This window comes from Nocardioides kongjuensis, assembly GCF_013409625.1.
In the GTDB taxonomy this organism is placed as follows: Bacteria; Actinomycetota; Actinomycetes; order Propionibacteriales; family Nocardioidaceae; genus Nocardioides; species Nocardioides kongjuensis.
This window is the reverse complement of the sequence record NZ_JACCBF010000001.1, coordinates 2,249,940-2,267,772: the sequence shown is the minus strand read 5'-3', so window position 1 is coordinate 2,267,772 and position 17,833 is coordinate 2,249,940. Positions and strand designations below refer to the sequence as shown.

Annotated in this window: 7 protein-coding genes; 1 reads left to right on the top strand and 6 read right to left on the bottom strand. The window is 71.4% G+C overall.

Features of this window, described 5'->3' with window-relative positions; translation table 11 throughout:
- Window position 1: 1 nt before the first annotated feature.
- Entirely contained in the window at window positions 2-5,734 is a 5,733-nt protein-coding gene (locus BJ958_RS10895) for a peroxidase family protein (RefSeq protein ID WP_218865694.1), read from the bottom strand.
- 376 nt (window positions 5,735-6,110) lie between these two features.
- On the opposite strand from BJ958_RS10895, the gene BJ958_RS10890 reads away from it, so the two are divergent.
- Entirely contained in the window at window positions 6,111-11,333 is a 5,223-nt protein-coding gene (locus BJ958_RS10890) for an MBG domain-containing protein (RefSeq protein ID WP_179726853.1), read from the top strand.
- 27 nt (window positions 11,334-11,360) lie between these two features.
- On the opposite strand, the gene BJ958_RS10885 is transcribed toward BJ958_RS10890, so the two are convergent.
- The 5 genes from BJ958_RS10885 to BJ958_RS10865 form a co-directional block, all read right to left on the bottom strand.
- The gene (locus BJ958_RS10885) at window positions 11,361-11,909 is read right to left on the bottom strand and encodes a hypothetical protein (RefSeq protein ID WP_179726852.1); all 549 of its coding nucleotides are present in this window, start codon (window positions 11,907-11,909) and stop codon (window positions 11,361-11,363) included.
- 157 nt (window positions 11,910-12,066) lie between these two features.
- Entirely contained in the window at window positions 12,067-13,482 is a 1,416-nt protein-coding gene (locus BJ958_RS10880; protein WP_179726851.1) for a hypothetical protein, read from the bottom strand.
- Window positions 13,483-13,772: 290 nt separating this feature from the next.
- A complete protein-coding gene (locus BJ958_RS10875; protein ID WP_179726850.1) occupies window positions 13,773-15,416 on the bottom strand; it encodes an amidohydrolase family protein in 1,644 nt (547 codons plus the stop codon).
- A gap of 14 nt (window positions 15,417-15,430) precedes the next feature.
- A complete protein-coding gene (locus BJ958_RS10870) occupies window positions 15,431-17,014 on the bottom strand; it encodes a sulfatase-like hydrolase/transferase (protein WP_179726849.1) in 1,584 nt (527 codons plus the stop codon).
- Window positions 17,011-17,790, bottom strand: coding sequence for an ABC transporter ATP-binding protein (locus tag BJ958_RS10865; protein ID WP_179726848.1), 780 nt, complete (start codon window positions 17,788-17,790; stop codon window positions 17,011-17,013). Before BJ958_RS10865 ends, BJ958_RS10870 begins: the two co-directional genes overlap by 4 nt.
- Window positions 17,791-17,833 lie beyond the last annotated feature (43 nt).

Genomic DNA, 17,833 nt, shown 5'->3' with positions numbered 1-17,833 from the left:
CCTAGGTGCTGAACGTCCAGGTCACCGCGACCAGCCTGTTGCCCGCGCCGTCACGGATGCCGTTGGTCAAGGTGACCGTGAAGGTCCTCCCGGCCGGCAGGTTGAGGACCGGGTTGAGCGTGAATGTCCGCCCGTCCGGCGTCTGGGTGATCGTTGCGACCACCCGGGTTCCCGTGGCGTTGTTGGTCACGAAGAACGTCGTCGGCGTCACGCCGGTGACCGGCTCGCTGAACGTCACCACGGTGTTGGCGCCCACCGCCACACCGCTCTGGCCCGGTGACGGTGACCTGCTGGTCACCGTCGGCGCGACCAGGTCGGGCACCGTGCGGAAGCTCCACGACGTCGTCGCCAGCGGGTTGCCCGCCAGGTCCCTGATCGCCGTGGCACCGCCGGTCAGCGTGACCGTGTACTGAGTGTTGTTGGCCAGCGCCGCGCTCGGCGTGAGGGTGACCGTGTTGCCGGTCATCGTCACGCTTGCCGTGACGTTGGTGCCGGTCGCGGTGTTCCGGAGCCGGACGGTGGTGCCGCTGACGCCGGTCACGGGTTCGCTGAACGTTGCGGTCACCGTCGTGGCGATCGGGACGTTGACGGCGTTGATGCCCGGGTTCCTGGCCGTCACCGTCGGTGGAGTGGTGTCCGCCTGCACGGTGACCGCGTTCGACGGTGCGCTGTTCGGGCCGGTGCCGACCGCGTTGACCGCGGCCACCCGCAGCCGCACCGATGTGCCCGCAGCCAGGCCGGTGACCGTGGCGCTGGTGGCGCCGGGTCCGGCTGTCGTCGAGCCGACCACGGTGTTGGCCGCGTTGATCGCCTGGACCACGAACCCGGTGATCGGCGATCCTCCGTTGTTCGCCGGCCCGGACCAGGTGACGCTCGCGGAGCCGACCCCCGCGGTCGCCGTGCCGATCGTCGGTGCTCCGGGAGCCGTGTTGGCGGGGGTGACCGCGTTCGACTCGGCGGAGTACGGGCTGGTGCCGAAGGCGCCGACCGCACGCACCTTGAAGGTGTAGTTGGTGCCGTTGGTCAGGCCCGTGACGTGGGCGCTGGTGTCGGTCGACGGCGCCGTGCGGAGCGCGCCCTGCTGGACGCCGCCGCTGAGCACCTGGATCTCGAAGCTGCTGACCGGCTGGCCGGTGGCGGCCGGGGTCCAAGTGATGTCGGCGGAGGAAGGCCCGGCCGTGGCGGTCCCGATCGTGGGTGCATCGGGTGCTGCCAGGACCACGGTCTCCGTGGTTCCGTCATCGTTGGTGAACCGCAGCTGCTCGATGTTGCGCAGCGTGTCCCGGCCGTCGCTGACCTTCTGGGCCGCACCGAGCGCGCCCGTCTGATCGACGACCAGGTGGTCACCCTCGGAGGTGACGGTGTAGCTCGACCGCGGGCCGAGGAAGACCGCCGTGTCCACCGCAGGCGCCGGGTTGGCCGCCGAGCTGGAGGCGTCGCGGTCGCCGGCAGGTGCCGGGAGGATCGCGCGCTCCATGACGAGCTGGCCCGGGTCCACGATGCCGGCGAACACGTCCTGCTGCAGCGTGCGGGTGCTGCCCGTGAGGTACGGGTGCTCCAGCAGGTGGGTGCTGCCGATGACCGGTCCGGTGCCGTCCGCGTTGGCGTGCACGTCGATGCGCACGTTCAGCGACCGGTCGCCGTCGATGATGTCGTTCGCGCCACGCCCGGTGAGCGTGTCGCTTCCGCCGCCACCGATGAGGATCTCGCCGTCACCCCAGACATTCCCGGACAGCGGGCACCGCCCGGCTGCTGCGTTCGCGTTGAGCGAGGATGCCGGCACCGTCATGATGCCCGGCGGCACCAGGGCGGCGAGCCCGGCGATCCGGTCGACGCCGGCCTGGTCGAGCGCGTCGCACCCGGCGAAGCCTGCGCCACCGATGGCCGTCGGGGTGTCGTCGGTGCCCCGGATGGCATCGTTGAACGCCGAACCCGAGTTGCCCTCGACCTCCTGCCAGCGATCGCGGTTGACGACCACCTGGATCGGCACGCCGACCAGGTTGTTGTTGATCGCCATGTCCTCGTCGGCTCCCACCGTGTCGTACTGGTGGAAGGCCCAGTCGAAGCCGGCGGCGCCGGCGTTGCGGTCGACCGCGGCGTTGGCGGCCATGAGGTCGTCACCGCCCTCGGCGTCGTAGTCGTTCTCGCCGACCTGGCCGATCATGATCTCGTTGCCGGGAGCGATCTCGGCAGGGTCGTCGAAGAACGGTGCCCCGTGGTCACCCTGGATCAGGTCCTGGCCCGAGCCACCCTCCATCCAGTCGTCGCCGCCGTCGCCGAAGGCGGCGTCGGCACCCTGGCCGAGGATCACGAAGTCGTTGCCGGGACCGGCGAACTCCTCGTTGTCGTTGGCGCCTCCGTTCAGGACGTCCTGCCCGTCGCCGCCCATCATGATGTCGTCACCGATGCCGGCGTCCGCAGCGTCGTTGCCGGGACCGCCCTTGAGGGTGTCGGCACCGGACAGGTCGGTGATGATGTCGCTTCCCTCGCCACCGAGTGCCACGTCGTCGCCGCCGTTGCCCTCGATCACGTCGCGACCCTTGCCACCCCAGAAGGTGTCGTTGTCGTTGCCGCCGAAGACCCGGTCGGGTCCGTCGGTGCCCTGGTAGACCGACTGGCCGTTGATGCCGGGCGGGTCGACCGAGTTGAACTGCCGGTACTGGATGGTGCCGTCCGGCTTGCGCAACAGCAGCAGGTTCTCGTCGCAGTCGGGCGTCGCCGGGTCGTCTGCCACGGCGGAGCCGAACTGAGCGAACCCGGCGGAGGTGCCGTTGAGGTGGGAGAGCTGGAACTTGCAGTCGGCCGTCGCGAAGGCGTCCGCCTTGAGGGTGTTGGTGTTGTCGGTGTTGCGCTGGATCAGCTCGGAGAACGAGTTGCCCTCGAGCTGGGTGCGCAGGTTCATGCCGGGCGTGCGGGCCAGGTAGTAGAACCGGTCACCGTCCTGGAGCTTCTCCAGCTGGGTCTGGAACACGTAGTTGAACGTGCTGCCCAGCAGGCCGCCGAAGAGGTTGGTGATCTCGGCAAGACCACCCACCCACAGGTCGACGTCGTCGAGACCGGTGGTGGTGACACCGTTGGCGTTGCTGTCCCAGGCGCCGGTGCTGAACATGAAGTCCGACGCGTCGTCCGGCGGGACGTCACCGGCCTGCGGGTCGACGATCGCTCGGGCTGCCGCTCGCTTGGCGGCGAGCGTCGTGGCCCCGGTGATGGTCGGGTGCTTGCCGTAGGCCGCCACGAAGTTGATCAGCGACTCTGGGTGCTTCAGGTGCTGCCCGAAGTCGCTCCAGCTCGTGTACGGCGCCAGCTGGCCGTCGTTCGTCTCCGCGAAGATCTGCCGACGCACGTCGTTGAGCGGCGGGATGCCGGCGTCACGGGCGCGGGTCATGTTGATCGCCGGGAGGTCGAGCGGCAGGCCCAGCAGGTTGTTGCGCAGGGTCTCGGTCACGAACTCGTCGAGCTCGTTGCCGACCTGGTCGGAGGAGCCCATGATGATGGACCCCGCGCCGGCGCGGGCGCCGAGCGTTCCTGCGGATCCGCCGTCGAAGAGCTCGGGCGGGTTCAGGAAGGCCGTCAGCAGTGGCAGTGAGTTGTCGGAGCCGTCGGCGTTCGTGCGGGCCACGTCGTCGTCGAGCATCGAGTGACCGAAGCGGTAGACCGCGTGCGCGAACTCCGCCTCGACCGCCGGGTTGATGTCCGGGCTGTAGACGTGGAACGGCCGGATCGCCGGCTGGACCTTGCGCGCGAACTCCTCGAAGACCAGGTGCTGGTACTGCATCTCGGTGATGAAGCGGGCCGCCTGGAAGAGCCGCTCGCCGTAGCCGTAGCCGCTGACCCCGATGGCCTTCCAGTCCGCCAGGGCGGCGATGCCCGCCGCGCTGGTGTCACCGGTCAGGACCTGGTCGATCTCCGCGGCGAGCCGGTTGTGCTCGGAGTGGAAGATCTGGTGGATCGTCGACAGCGCGATGTTCTCGTTGCACCTGCCGTCGCCGCAGGCGAAGTGCGCGTCGAGCATCTCGTCGTCGTAGGTCCCGGGCTGCTGGCTCGCGAAGTCGGCGGACGGGGTGTCGTCCGCGTCGGGGACCGGCGGCACGGGCGGGGTTCCCGGGTTGTGATCGGTGTCCTGAGGACTCGGGTCCGCGTTGTGGGCGATGTCGGTCAGGAACGGAGTGTCGAAGTGCAGCACGTTGGCCGGGACCGGGACCGGGTTCGCGAGGTCGCCCTCGACCAGGCCGGTCTTCGTGACGTACTGCGGGAGGCCGCGGGCCGGGCCCGGGATGAACTTCCCGTACGGGTCGGTCGCGAGCATCGGGACGTTGAGGGCGTCCATGTCGACGAGCTCGAGACCGAGCCGCTCCGCCGCCTGCTTCTTGACCGAGGCCCAGGTGCTGATGCCCTCGGTGCCGTCGGGCGAGCCGGCGTAGGTCTGGCCGGCGGGCAGGCCGTCGAGGAACTTGCCGGTCGACACCGACGCCGGGTTGCTCGCGCCGTAGGGGCCGGGCCGGCTGCTCGCGGCGTACGCGCGCAGGAAGACCTGGTGCGAGGCGTGGGAGGTGTAGGTCTGGCTCTGGTCGACCCAGGGCGTGTCGGTGTTGTTGGCGTTCTGGACGTCGTCGGCGCTCTCGTCGGCCGGGGTGGCCGGGTCGTCGCCGAGCACGCCGTCGGGCCCGGGCTGGTTCTGCGCGCGGGTCAGGACCATGAAGGCCTGGGAGGCGGGCACCTCGTCACCCGTGCCGGGCTTGCCGTCCGGGCCGAGCGTGCGCAGCGGGTCGTCCGCCTTGAGCGGGACGAACACCGTGCCGCCGCTCTTGACCGTCTGGTCGACGCCGTGGTCGAAGAACTGGCCGAAGAACGTGAACAGGCTGTTGTACGGCGGCGAGAGGCCGACGTCGGTGGTCACGTTGGGGATGAACAGCGTCTTGTGACTGGGCACGCAGCCGTCCGGCACGCCCGCGACGGGCGGGTCCGCGTTCGGGTCGGGGTCGGTCGTGCAGGGCACGACACCGGTGTTGCCCTGGCTGCGCACCGGGAACTGCGCCGCGGCGATCGCCGCCGGGTTGGTCGAGGTCTGGTCCACGATCAGGTTGCTGATCACCCGGGGCTGGGAGTCGAAGACGTTGCCCTTCTTCTGGGCGTACGACGTCGATCCCGGAGGACCGAAGCCCGGCGGGACGTCCTCGGCCGGGCGGAACTTCGGGTTCGTCAGGCGCGGGAACGGCTGGTCGGCGGCGGCGAAGTTCTCGTCGCCCGCCTTGAGGTTGTTGCAGCTCCCGTCGACGGTGCGCAGGCCGTAGGACGTGAGGATGTCGGGGACCTGCTCGGCGTCCGGGATGCCGTCACCGGGCTGGTTGACCAAGGTGCTGCAGGGATGCGCCGGCGACAGGGTGGCGGCGTGGCGCTCGGCGATCTTGATCTGCTTGAGGATGAAGGCAAGGTCGCCGGTCGTCACCGTGAAGCCGCTGCCCACGGGGCCGGGATCGCCGTTAGCGACGGGCGTGACGACCTGCAGCCCGAGCGCCAGCGGTACGGCGAGGGCCGTCGCGAGGGCGACGGGGCTCCTCCGGGCGCGCAGGTGCGCGCGCAGGCGGGCCCGGAACCGGCCGCCGGGCCTGCGGTGTCGTGCGGACTTCCGGCCCGAGTCGGCAATCGATGAGGGCGTCAGTGGGTCGTCGGCGTGGCGGCGCGTGAGGAGCATGATCGAACCTGCCTCGGGATCGGAGATGGACGGCTCCACCATCGACAGGCGTCCTTGGGAAAACCTTGCGGCGGCGACCTCCGGTCTTCGCCGGTCCCGGACGCCGACAGACCTCCACGGACTCCGCCGTGGAGGTCTGCGGGCGGCGGCCGCCTGCGGGAGATGCGGCGCTGCCGGCGCGCCGTCACCGTACGACGCGGGACGCTGTACCAGCCACAGGCAGGGCGTCCGCCAACGACGCTAGGCCGGGATCCTTGGGAAATGCTGGCGAGCCAAGGCAAAGTTTCCCGAGGTCTCGGTCAAATCCTCCGCGACCTGATTGACCGCGCGCTCCAGCGGGTGGGACGGTCCCTGACGACAGTGGCTGGCGGTCTCCCTCCGCCGCTCTCGGGACTGGAACCAAGAATGGGGTCTTGGTATGTCCGGTACTCATCGACGCGTCACGCGTCGGGCGAAGCTCTCGAAGGGTGCCACCGCGGCGCTCGCCGGCCTGCTGGGGGTGGCCGGGATCGTGGCGACGACCGCTGCACCGGCGTCGGCCGCGGTGACTGCGGCGCCGAACACCGCCGCGGGCGCCACCACGATCGCGACCGCGATGTCGGCTGCCGGCTTCCAGCGGACCGGAGCCAGCTTCAGCACCGTGCCCGCGTCGAGCACGGTCAACGGCACGTCCACCACCGCGATCGGCGGCTTCCCGTCGCCGTCCGGCCCGTTCGGGATCCTGACCACCGGCAGCGTCAGCAACGTGCTCGGCTCGCAGAGCACGCTGTCCGACGTCCGCATCAACGACAACCTCACGGTCCGCGGCAACTCCGCCCGCGACACCACCGTGCTGAAGATCGACTTCACCGCCCCGACCGGCACCAACTGCCTCAGCATGGACTTCAAGTTCCTGTCCGAGGAGTTCCCCGAGTACGTCGGCCAGCAGTTCAACGACGGCTTCGTCGCCGAGCTCGACAGCACGACCTGGACGGCCAACCAGACCACCAACGACGCCACGATCACGGCGCCGAACAGCTTCGCCAAGGACTCCTCGGGCAACGTCGTCAGCGTCAACAGCACCGGGATCGGCGGCCTGTCCGCCGCGAACGCCTCCGGCACGGTCTACGACGGCGCCACGACCCTGCTGCGGGCGAACACCCAGGTCGCGCCGGGCGCCCACTCGCTCTATCTCTCGATCTTCGACCAGGGCGATGCGCGCTACGACTCGGCGGTCTTCGTCAACAACCTGCGCACCAGCTTCGTCCCGAACCCTGCCGTCAACTGCGTCCCGGGCGCCCAGCCGGTCAGCACCTCGATGACCCTCACCCCGGCCACCGACGCCTCGCCCGTCGGCACGACGCACACGGTCACGGCCAAGCTGAAGGACTCCAACGGCGTGGCCATCCCCAACGGTCCGGTGAGCTTCACCGTGACCGGCGCCAACACCGCGAGCGGCGTCGCGTCGACCAACCCCGCCGGCAACGCCACCTTCACCTACACCGGCAACTTGGCCGGCACCGACCAGATCAGTGCCTGCTACCTCCCCGTCACGACCTGCCTGGCGACCGCGTCGGCAACCGAGGTGTGGAACCCGCCTGTCGTCGTGACGGCCGAGCCGAAGACGAAGGTCTACGGCACCGCCGACCCCGACTTCACCTTCACGACCTCGGGTGGCACCCTGACGACCCCGCCGACCTGCGGCGTCTCCGGTGCACACACGAGCGTCGGGAGCTACCCGATCACCTGCTCGGGCGCCGCCGCCGGCCCCGACCAGGACGTCACCTACGTCGCCGGCCAGCTCACGGTGACGCCGGCGACGGTGACCATCGCCGCGGACAACAAGGCCAGGCAGTACGGCGCCCCCGACCCCGCCTTCACGTCCACCACCAGCGGTCTGGTCGGCTCCGACACCCTCACCACCGCCCCGACCTGTGGCGTCAGCGGCGCCCACGCCGACGTCGGCAGCTACCCGATCACCTGCTCGGGTGCGGCGGCCAGCAACAACTACACCATCGCCTACACGCCGGGGACGCTGTCGGTCGGCAAGGCGACGGTGACGATCACGGCCACCAGCAGGACGAAGACCTACGGCGAGGGCGACCCCGCCCTCACCTTCACCACCAGCGGCCTCGTCGGCTCCGACAGCCTGACCACGGCGCCCACCTGCACCGTCAGCGGCCCGCACGCCAACGTGGGGACCTACCCGATCACCTGCTCGGGGGCGAGCGCGGGCGGCAACTACGACGTGGCCTACGTGGCAGGGACGCTGACGGTCGGCCAGGCCGAGGTGGTGATCACCGCGGTGCCGGGGAGCAAGGTCTTCGGCACGGCCGACCCGGCCTTCACGGCCACGGTGGCCGGCCTCGCCGGTGGGGACACGCTCGTCACGCAGCCGGCCTGCACGGTGGCCGGCGCCCACAGCGACGTGGGCAGCTACGCCATCACCTGCTCGGGCGCCGACGCGGGGTCGAACTACACCGTCCGCTACGAGACCGGCACCCTGCAGGTCACCCGGGCGACCGCGACCGTGATCGCCGACAACCAGTCCAAGGTCTACGGGACCGCCGACCCGTCGTACACCTTCGCGGTGCAGGGGCTGGTCGGCGGCGACACGCTGACCACCCCGGCCACCTGCTCGGTCGCCGGGGCACACCACGACGTCGGGACGTACCCGATCACCTGCTCGGGCGCGAGCGCCGGCGGCAACTACGACATCGCCTACCTCGGCGGCACCCTGACCGTCACGAAGGCGACCGTCGTGGTCACCGCCGAGCCGAGGTCCAAGGCGTACGGCGCAGCCGACCCCGGCTTCACGTCCACGGTGTCGGGCCTGGTGGGCGACGACGCCCTGCTCGCCCAGCCGAGCTGCTCGGTGAGCGGGCCGCACGCCGACGCGGGCAGCTACCCGATCGTGTGCTCCGGCGCCGACGCCGGTGGCAACTACACCGTCTCCTACGTCGACGCGACGCTGACCGTGACGCCGAGGAGCGTCGTGGTCACTGCCGGGAACGCGACCAAGGTCTACGGCCAGGCCGACCCCGCGTTCGGCTACACGGTGGACGGCCTCACCGACGGCGACCAGCTGACCCACGAGCCGTCCTGTGACGTCGCAGGCCCGCACCACGGCGTCGGTGGCTACGCCATCGCGTGCGCGGGCGCGGACGCCGGTGGCAACTACGCCGTCAGCTACGCCGACGGCCTGCTGACCGTGACGCCGAAGGCGCTGGCGGTCACGGCGGCCAACGCCACCAAGACCTACGGCGACCCCGATCCCGTCTTCGGGTACACGGTGCACGGCCTGGTGGGCTCCGACGCCCTGGTCGACGAGCCGGTCTGCGAGCCGCGGATCGCGCACGACGACGCCGGCAGCTACCCGATCCTGTGCACCGACGCCGACGCGGGCGACAACTACACGATCGAGTACTTCCCCGGCGAGCTCGACGTGCTGCCCGCCGGGGTCGTGGTGACCGCCGACAACCAGTCGATCACCTACGGTGACAGCGTCCCGGCGTTCACCTGGTCGGTGGCGGGGATCGACGCGGCCGACCTGGTGACGGACCCGACCTGCGCGGTCGCCGGTGCGCACACGGCCGCAGGCTCCTACGCGATCGAGTGCTCGGGCGCCGACGCCGGGCCGAACCACACCGTCTCCTACCAGGCGGGCACGCTGAGCGTCGGACGAAAGGTCGTCACGATCGGCGCCGACAGCAAGGCGACGGTGTTCGGCGACGACGACCCGGCCTTCACCTGGACGAGCGACGGTCTGGTCGGTCCGGACGCCCTCACGACCGACCCGACCTGCGGTGTCGCGGGCGCCCACAGCGACGTGGGCAGCTACCCGATCACCTGCAGCGGCGCCGATGCCGGCGACGACTACACGGTGGAGTACGCCGGGGGCACCCTCACGGTGACGGCGAAGCCCGGCGTCGTGGTGGCCGACGACCAGCAGATCACCTTCGGGGAGGACGACCCGGCATTCACCTACCAGGTCTCCGGGCTGCACGGCTCGGACCAGCTGGTCACCCCGGCGACCTGCACGGTCAGTGGTCCGCACAGCGACGTCGGGACCTACCCGATCACCTGCTCGGGCGGCAGCGCCGGGGGCAACTACACGCTGTCCCACGAGGCGGGCTCGCTGGTCGTCGTACCGGCCGGGGTGAGGATCACCGCGGACAACAAGTCGAGGTCCTACGGCACGGCCGACCCGGCGTTCACCCACCAGGTCGACGGCCTGCTGGGCGGTGACGAGCTGGTGACCGCGCCGACCTGCGGCGTGTCAGGTCCGCACGCTGCGGCAGGGGAGTACGACATCTCGTGCTCCGGTGCCGATGCCGGCCACAACTACGCCATCACCTACGTCGACGGCACCCTCGAGGTGACCCGGGCGACGGTCACCGTCACCGCCGACAGCACGTCGAAGGTGTACGGCGCGGGCGACCCGGCGTACACCTTCGGGGTCACCGGCCTGGTCGGCGGCGACGCGCTGGTCACGGCGCCGCACTGCACCGTGGCCGGTGCCCACGCGAACGTCGGCAGCTACGCCATCACCTGCTCGGGCGCCGACGCGGGGCCGAACTACACCGTCGGCTACGAGGACGGGACGCTCACGGTCACCCCGGCCACGCTGACGGTGACGGCCGACGACAAGACGAAGGTCCAGGGCAACCCCCTGCCGACGTTCACGGCCACGTTCACCGGCTACGTCAACGGCGACGACCGCGCCGACGTCGACGGCGCACCTGCCCTGTCGACCTCGGCCACGGCGACCAGTCCCGCCGGGACCTACCCGATCACCGCGGCGATCGGCACCCTGTCGACGGCGAACTACACCTTCGCCTTCGTGCCGGGCACGCTGACGGTGACCTCGCAGCCCCCGACGGCGACGATCACCACGCCACCCGACGGTGCGGTCTACTTCCAGGGACAGGTCGTGAAGGCGAGCTACTCGTGTGCCGACCCCGACGGCACGGTGACCAGCTGTGTCGGCACCGTCCCGGCCGGAGCGGCGATCGACACGGCGACCACCGGCACCAAGACGTTCTCCGTCACGGCTACCGACAACAACGCGCTCACCGGCACCGCGTCCACGTCGTACCGGGTCGTCCCGGTCGCCGGCGTCTGCCGCGGCACGGCGGTCTCGTTGCTGGGGATCACGCTGGGCGACGCCAACGCCGCGACGAGCCCGTGCGCGACGCGGACGGACCGGATCCTGCGCGCGAACGTCACGATCACGCCGGCGCTGCTGCTCCTCCCGGCGCAGTCGGTCAAGGCAGACGTGATCGAGGGCGCCACCGAGCGGACGACCGGCGGGTCCAGGGCCTCGGCCGAGGTCGCGGGCGCCACGATCACCGTCGCCGGCGCGACCATCAAGGTCGACGGGCTCACCAGCTCGGCGTCCTCGCAGCTGTCGAGCTGCACCGGCGCCGCCGCGACCAGCGGTCAGTCCAAGGTCGCGGGCCTGACGATCAACGGCGTCCCGGTCGTGCCGGCCGGTGGCCTCAGCACCCCGCTGAAGGTCGACGTCGGCCTGGTCGCGGTCGCCCTCAACGAGCAGACCCGCTCCGGCAACACCGTGACCCAGACGGCCCTGCGTATCAAGGTCCTCGGTGCCGAGATCGTCCTCGGCCGGTCGGTCGCAGGAGCCGACTGCGGCAGCTGACGGTGGCCTGCCCGGCGCTGTCCGTCCTCAGCAGGACAGCGCCGGGTTGAACTCCGCGAACATCCCGTCCGGGTTGTGCGCCCAGGTCCACACGTGCAGGTCGTAGTGCACGGGGGCGCCGGGACCGTGGCCGGGCATCGGACCGTCGAACTCGTGGCCCAGCAGGCTCGGACGGTCCTCGTCGGTGGCAAGGTCCTGGTCGGCGTCCGCCTTGAAGTACTCGACACCGACCAGGCGCATCCCGTCCCTCCCCGGGAGGTAGAGCAGGAACGCCGGGTGGCGCAGGTCGACCGGAGCGCCGGCGAGCGCGGGATTCATGTAGTGCACGCCCATGGCGCCCTCGGGGCTCTCCACACACTCGGAGACAGGCACGTAGCCGTCGGCGAGCGCGACATCGATGTCGTGGTACTTCGCCGTGGCGGCGCGGATCGCGGCGACCCTGTCGCCGTGGTGGGCGGCCTGCCTCGATGTCCCGGCGGTGGCGTCGGCGGTCGAGAGCGCCAGCGCCGGGACGGCGGCGAGGGCCCCGGTCAGCAGGAGGGCGGCGGTACGGCGGGTGCGGGTGATCGTCTTCATGCCGGAAGCATCGGCGTGGCGGCCGCACCGCGACCATCCCCGACCCCGGGGGAATCCCGGATCCCAGAAGGGTGGTGGATCCGCGATCAGCCTGCCGAGAGCACCTCGTGGTGGTGGCGTTGCGCGATGGCCGGAGCGCCGCGCACGGCGGGAGGAGTCAGGCGGCGTAGTCGCCTGCGAGGACGATCGCCTGTTCCTCGAGGACGTGGTACTCGGCCCGGGTGATGGTGGTGGTGCCGCTGCCGGTGACGAGGCGGTAGAGGCCGTGGGGTGTGCCCCAGACCCAGCGGTCGGGTCCGAGCTGCAGGACGGTGTAGCCGAGGTGGGTCTTGGCTCGGTGGTGGTGCCGGGCGAGTGGTGTGTCGTTGTGGTCGCCGGTCTGGCCGGGCGGGCCGTGCCGGTCATACGGGGTGGTGTGGTCGTGGTCGGGTGCCCGGCCGTGCTGGGTGAAGAGGCGGGTGGCGTGGGGGAAGACGTCGCCGGTGGTGCGGAGCTCGGTGCGCTTCTTGACGTCGGTGGGGTGCTCGTAGCCGTTGACCGAGCGGCCGGTGTGGAGGTCGATGACCGGGGTGAGGGTGATGGTGGTGTGGCGGCGGAGCAGGTCGCGGACCTGGTCGAGGAGCCGCGGGCCGAGGCCTTCGACGCGGGACAGGGGGCCGAGGGTGCCGTCGGCCTGTTGGGCGAGGTGGACCACGATCTCCGCAGCCGGGATGGGGCTGGGTTCGGGCTCCGCGTCTTCGTCGTCGGTTCCGTGGAGGAACGCGAGGACGGCGGCGGGGTCGGCGAGCATCGCGAAGGCTTCGGCGCGCCAGTGGTCCATCCCGAGCGGCTCCTCGCCGTCAGGAACGTCGGCGTGTTCGGCCAGCGTGGTGGCGAGGTGTTCGACCATGGCGGCGTGCTCGATCGCGTCGGCCTCGGCGAGACGTGCGAACACCGTTGCGATCCCGGCAGTGTTACCGGTGCCGTCGGTGTTGTCGGTGTCGTTGATCTGGGAGCCGGGTCGGGGTGTGGGGTACCAGACGCCCTTGGTCTTCTGGTTGTCGGTGATCCGCTTCGCGTGGGCGACCGGGTCGGCCTCGATGATCTTGGCTTCGGCGATCGTGAGGATCCGTGAGGGTGCCTCGTCCAACGCGGCGGCGACCGCGTCGTCGACGAGACGAGCCTGGTGGCAGTCGAGCTTGCGGGACCAGCGGGCGACCTTGCGGGCCACCCAGACCTCGCAGCGTCCGGCCTTCACACCGGCCCACACGGCAGGGAGGCGGTGGCGCAGGTCGAACGCGTCGGCCAGGGCGTTGCGGGTGGTCAGCACGCCCTCGTGGCGGGCGATCGCGATCTCGACCAACGCCAGGTCCTGGACCTCCGGCGTCCCGTCCCCACCGAGGGTGATCAGCCTGGGTCCGCCGAACTTCACGGGCACGGCGTCGGGCTCGGCCTGCGGGTCTCCGGAGTGGTGGTCGGCCCAGGCGAGCAGCAGCTCGAGCTTGTCGACCTCGACCTGACGGGCCACGCGGACGCGGTCTTCGGCCGCGTGGAGCAGCTGCTCCGGCGTGGCTTCCGAGAGGTCCGAGATCATGGCTTGATTCTATCGCACACATGTTCGAACGGCGAGTGTCGTGCGACGAGTTTCGCCTTGTTTCTAGCGGGTTTTCGAGGTCGCGGCCGGTCGCGCGGCAGCACGTTGCTCCCGGCAGAACCGCAACCCGACAGCGGTACCCGACCCCTACGCACCTTTCTCGTCGCTGCGCCTTTCAGGACTGTGCCTACTACGCGGCTGTTGCCTTCGGGCGGGTTGACGAAGCAGGCCCGGAGGGCCCGAGGCTCCTCGCCGGCGCGCCCGCAGACCGCGCCGGCCACAGACGCCCGTCAGCCCTCGTGCACGACCCGTCCGCCCAGCACGGTCATCACGGGCGTGACAGCGTGCAGGTCCTCGTCGGGAACGCTCATCAGGTCCTCGGCGAGGACGCACAGGTCGGCGACCTTGCCCGGCTCGACGGTGCCCTTGTCCGTCTCGGCGTGGTCCTGCCAGGCGGGGTTGGCGGTCCAGGCCCGGATCGCCTGCTCCCGGGTGAGCCGCTCGGCGGGGCCGCACGGGCCGTCGCCGCCACGCGGAACCCGGGTGACCAGCATCTGCAGCGCCAGTCGCCAGTCCGGGTCGGTGATGGGGGCGTCGGACGCGTCGCAGACGACGACCCCGGCGTCGGCCATCGAGCGGGCCGGCATCATCCGGTGCCACTGCTCCTCGGTGATGACGCCGACCAGCCCGGCGGCCGCCTGCCACTTCACCAGCGCGTTGACGTTGGCGAGGATGCCGTGGCGGGCCATCGCCTCGACGCTCGCGGCCGACGGCAGGTTGGCGTGGATGAGGACGTGCCGGGCGTCCGGCCACGGGTCGTCGGTCAGGGCGGCGACCAGCGCCTCGACCGCGGTGTCACAGGCCCGGTCGCCGGTGGCGTGGACCTGGACCTGGAACCGGTGCCGGTGGAGCAGGCGGACCAGCGCGTGCAGGGCAGCGACGCGCTCGGCGTCGTCCGCACCCTCGGTGACGAGCGAGCCGCAGGTGCCCTCGTGGTGGTACGGCGCCGACATCCACGCGGTGCCGAGAGCCGCGACCCCGTCGGCGATCAGCTTGCACCCGCCGATGCGCAGCAGGTCGTCGCCGAGGCCGGTGGTCGAGCCGACGTACCGCATCGCCTCCTCGAGGACGGCGATCGGTGTCTGGACCGACGGCCAGGTCCAGTGCAGCAGGGTGGTCAGTCGCGCCGAGAGCCGGCCCTCGCGCCGCAGGGTCACGTAGTCGCGCAGCATCTCGGGCGTCACGATCGGGTCGGTTACGCTGGTGATCCCGCGCCGGTTCAGCTCGCCGATCGCATCGACCACCGCGGCCTGCCGCTGGGTCGCCGTCGGTGTGGGCAGCACCCCGTCGAGCAGCTGCAGAGCAGCCTCCTTGAGCACGCCGGTCGGCTCGCCCGTCGCCGGGTCGTGGACGACCTCGCCGCCCGGTGGCGCTGCCGTGGCCGAGGTGATCCCGGCCTGGTGCAGGCCCAGCGTGTTGAGCAGAGCGCCGTGCGCGCTGAAGTGCTCGAGGACCATCGGCCGCCCACCGCACACGTCGTCGAACATCGCGGCGGTCGGGCCCAGGGGGTCGTCGCCGGCGAGCACCCGCTCGTGCCAGCCGCGTCCCCGCACCCAGGCGCCCTCGGGCTGCGCGGCCGCGTGGCGTCGTACCAGCTCGCGGGCCTCGTCGAGCGAGCCGGCCGCGGAGAGGTCGACCTGGGAGCGGGCCAGGCCCCACCACTGCAGGTGCAGGTGCGAGTCGTTGAGCCCGGGGAGCACGGTGCCGCCGGCCAGGTCGACCGTGCGCGTGCCCGGGCCGGCGAGGTCGCGGACGTCGCGGTCGTCTCCGACGGCGACGATCCGGTCCCCGCGCACCGCGACGGCGGAGGACGTCGAGAACGCGGGGTCGACGCTCAGGACGGTGCCGGAGTGGAGGATCAGGTCGGCGTGCACGAGGCTCCTTCGGGTCAGGCGGAGGCAGCGGGACGGATGCCGGTGTCGCTGAGCCGGATCAGCTCGGCGGCGAGGTCGGCGGTCAACCGGGCCTGCAGCGCGGCGCCGTCGACGGTGTCGGCGAGGTTGGTGGTCTCGTCGGCGTCGTCGCCGAGGGCGTAGAGCTCGCGCACGTCGTGGCCGCCGTACACGGTGAAGCGGGCGTCCTCGGTCAGCAGCGTGCGGATGTGCACCGGGCCGGGCAGGCCGGGGAGCCCGAACGGCTGGTCCTCCTCGACGAGCAGGCGGGGCCGTACGGCGGACGCCCGGCCCTCGACCAGCGAGCGGAGGCTGGTGCCCTGGATGCCGCGGTACGCCGGCACGCCGCCCAGGTCGAGCAGCGTCGGTGCGATGTCCGCGCTGCTGACGAGTGCCGACGAGCGCCCCGCGTCGCCACCAGGGGTCCGGACGATGAGCGGGACCCGGGTCACCCCCTGGTAGTGCACGAAGTGCTTGAGCATCAGCCCGTGGTCCCCGAACAGGTCGCCGTGGTCGGCGGTGAACACCACCGCGGTGTCGTCGGCGACGCCGAGGTCCTCGAGTCGGCCGAGGATCCGGCCGATGCTGTCGTCGAGCAGCGACACCAGACCCAGCTCGGCGGCCAGGGCGTGGCGGTACTGCTCCTCGGTGGGCGACCAGGTCATCGTCGGGTCCGCCGCGGGACGGCCGCGCTCGGCGACGATCTGCCGCACGTGCTCGGGGGAGCGGTCGTGCCGGTCGAAGAAGGTCGCGGGCAGCTCGACGGCGCTCGGGTCGACCCGGTGCCAGTAGTCGCCCGGAGGAGCGAACGGGTGGTGGGGGTCGGGGTAGGAGACGAACAGGCAGAACGGCGCGTCGCCGGCCGCCAGCTGCTCGAGCCGGTCGATCGCACGCTCGGTCACGTACGTCGTCGGGTGCAGCTCGACCGGGACCTCCGACTGGTACACCTGCTCCCAGCCGGGGTAGCCGACGAGCGCGTCTCCCATGATCCGCACCGTGTCCGGGTCGAGCCCGCGGGCGCGTGCCCAGTGGGCGTAGTGGCCCCCCGGCGCGTCGCCGTGGCCGATCACCAGGTCGACGGTGTCGAAGCCGTAGTAGTCGGGCGGCAGCTCGAGGTGGGCGGCCCGGTGCCGGTCGAAGCTCTCCCAGGTGTCCCACTGCGCCGGGCGGTCGCGCTCGACGGCGTCGGCCAGAGCTGCGTCGACGAGCTCGGGTGCGTGCCGCGCCATGTCGGCGAGCTGGTCGTCCTCGTAGGGCCAGCCCATGGTCTGGAAGTGCAGCTTGCCGACGGCCGCGGTGCTCCAGCCCGCCCGCTGCATCGAGCGCATGAACGTCTGCGCGTCCCAGTCCAGGGTGACGCCGTTGGTGCGGGTGCCGTGCGTGGACGGCCAGCGGCCGGTGGCGATCGTGGCCCGGTTGGGCATGCAGGTCGGGTTCGCGACGTAGGCCTGGTCGAAGACGGTGCCGCCCGCGGCCAGCGCGTCGAGGTGCGGGGTCGGCACCTGGCCGCCACCGAAGCCGAGGTGGTCGGCCCGGAGCTGGTCGGCGACCAGGACGACGACGCCGCGGACCTTGCTCACGCGGACGCCTTGATCCGCGAGAAGACGCGCGCCCGCAGGTCGACGAAGCGCGGGTCGGACTTGGTCTCGATCTGGTCGCGGGGGAACGGCAGCTCGACCGAGATGATCTCGTCGACCGTGCACGGCCCCTTCGTGACCACCACGACGCGGTCGGACAGGTAGACCGCCTCGTCGATGTCGTGGGTGACCAGCACGATGGTGATCCCGAAGTCCTGGCGCACCTTGAGCATCAGGTCCTCGAGGTCGGCGCGGGTCTGCGCGTCCACCGAGGCGAACGGCTCGTCCATCACGAGCACCTCGGGCCGGTAGGCCAGGGCACGGGCGATGGCGACGCGCTGCTGCATGCCGCCGGAGAGCTGCCACGGATAGCTCGTGCGTACGTCGGACAGGCCGACCTCGCGCAGCGCGTCGGTGATCCGCTGCTCGCGCTCGGCCTTGCCGATCCTGAGGTTGGCCAGCGGCAGCCGGACGTTCTTCTCCACGGTCAGCCACGGCATGAGCGAGCGGGTGTACTCCTGGAGCACCAGCGCCATCTGGCGCGGCGGACCGTCGACGACCTTGCCGTCGAGGCGGACCGCCCCCGAGCTGGCCGGGTGCAGGCCGGTCAGGCACTTCAGCAGGGTGGTCTTGCCGGCGCCGGAGGGGCCGACGATGCAGACGAACTCGCCCGCCAGCACGTCGAAGGTGAGGTCGGAGATGACCTCCTTGCGGGCCGCGCCGGCGCCGTACCCCTTGTGCAGGCCCTCGATCGAGAGCCGGACCTGGCGTTCGCTCATCGTCGGAGCTCCTGTCGTCGGAGAGGTGGAGGGGGTGCGGGTG

Excerpts from the sequence above, each read along its gene's own strand:
- BJ958_RS10895 (WP_218865694.1), bottom strand. The coding sequence starts at position 5,734 with ATGGTGGAGCCGTCCATCTCCGATCCCGAGGCAGGTTCGATCATGCTC.
- BJ958_RS10890 (WP_179726853.1), top strand. The coding sequence starts at position 6,111 with ATGTCCGGTACTCATCGACGCGTCACGCGTCGGGCGAAGCTCTCGAAG.
- BJ958_RS10885 (WP_179726852.1), bottom strand. The coding sequence starts at position 11,909 with ATGAAGACGATCACCCGCACCCGCCGTACCGCCGCCCTCCTGCTGACC.
- BJ958_RS10880 (WP_179726851.1), bottom strand. The coding sequence starts at position 13,482 with ATGATCTCGGACCTCTCGGAAGCCACGCCGGAGCAGCTGCTCCACGCG.
- BJ958_RS10865 (WP_179726848.1), bottom strand. The coding sequence starts at position 17,790 with ATGAGCGAACGCCAGGTCCGGCTCTCGATCGAGGGCCTGCACAAGGGG.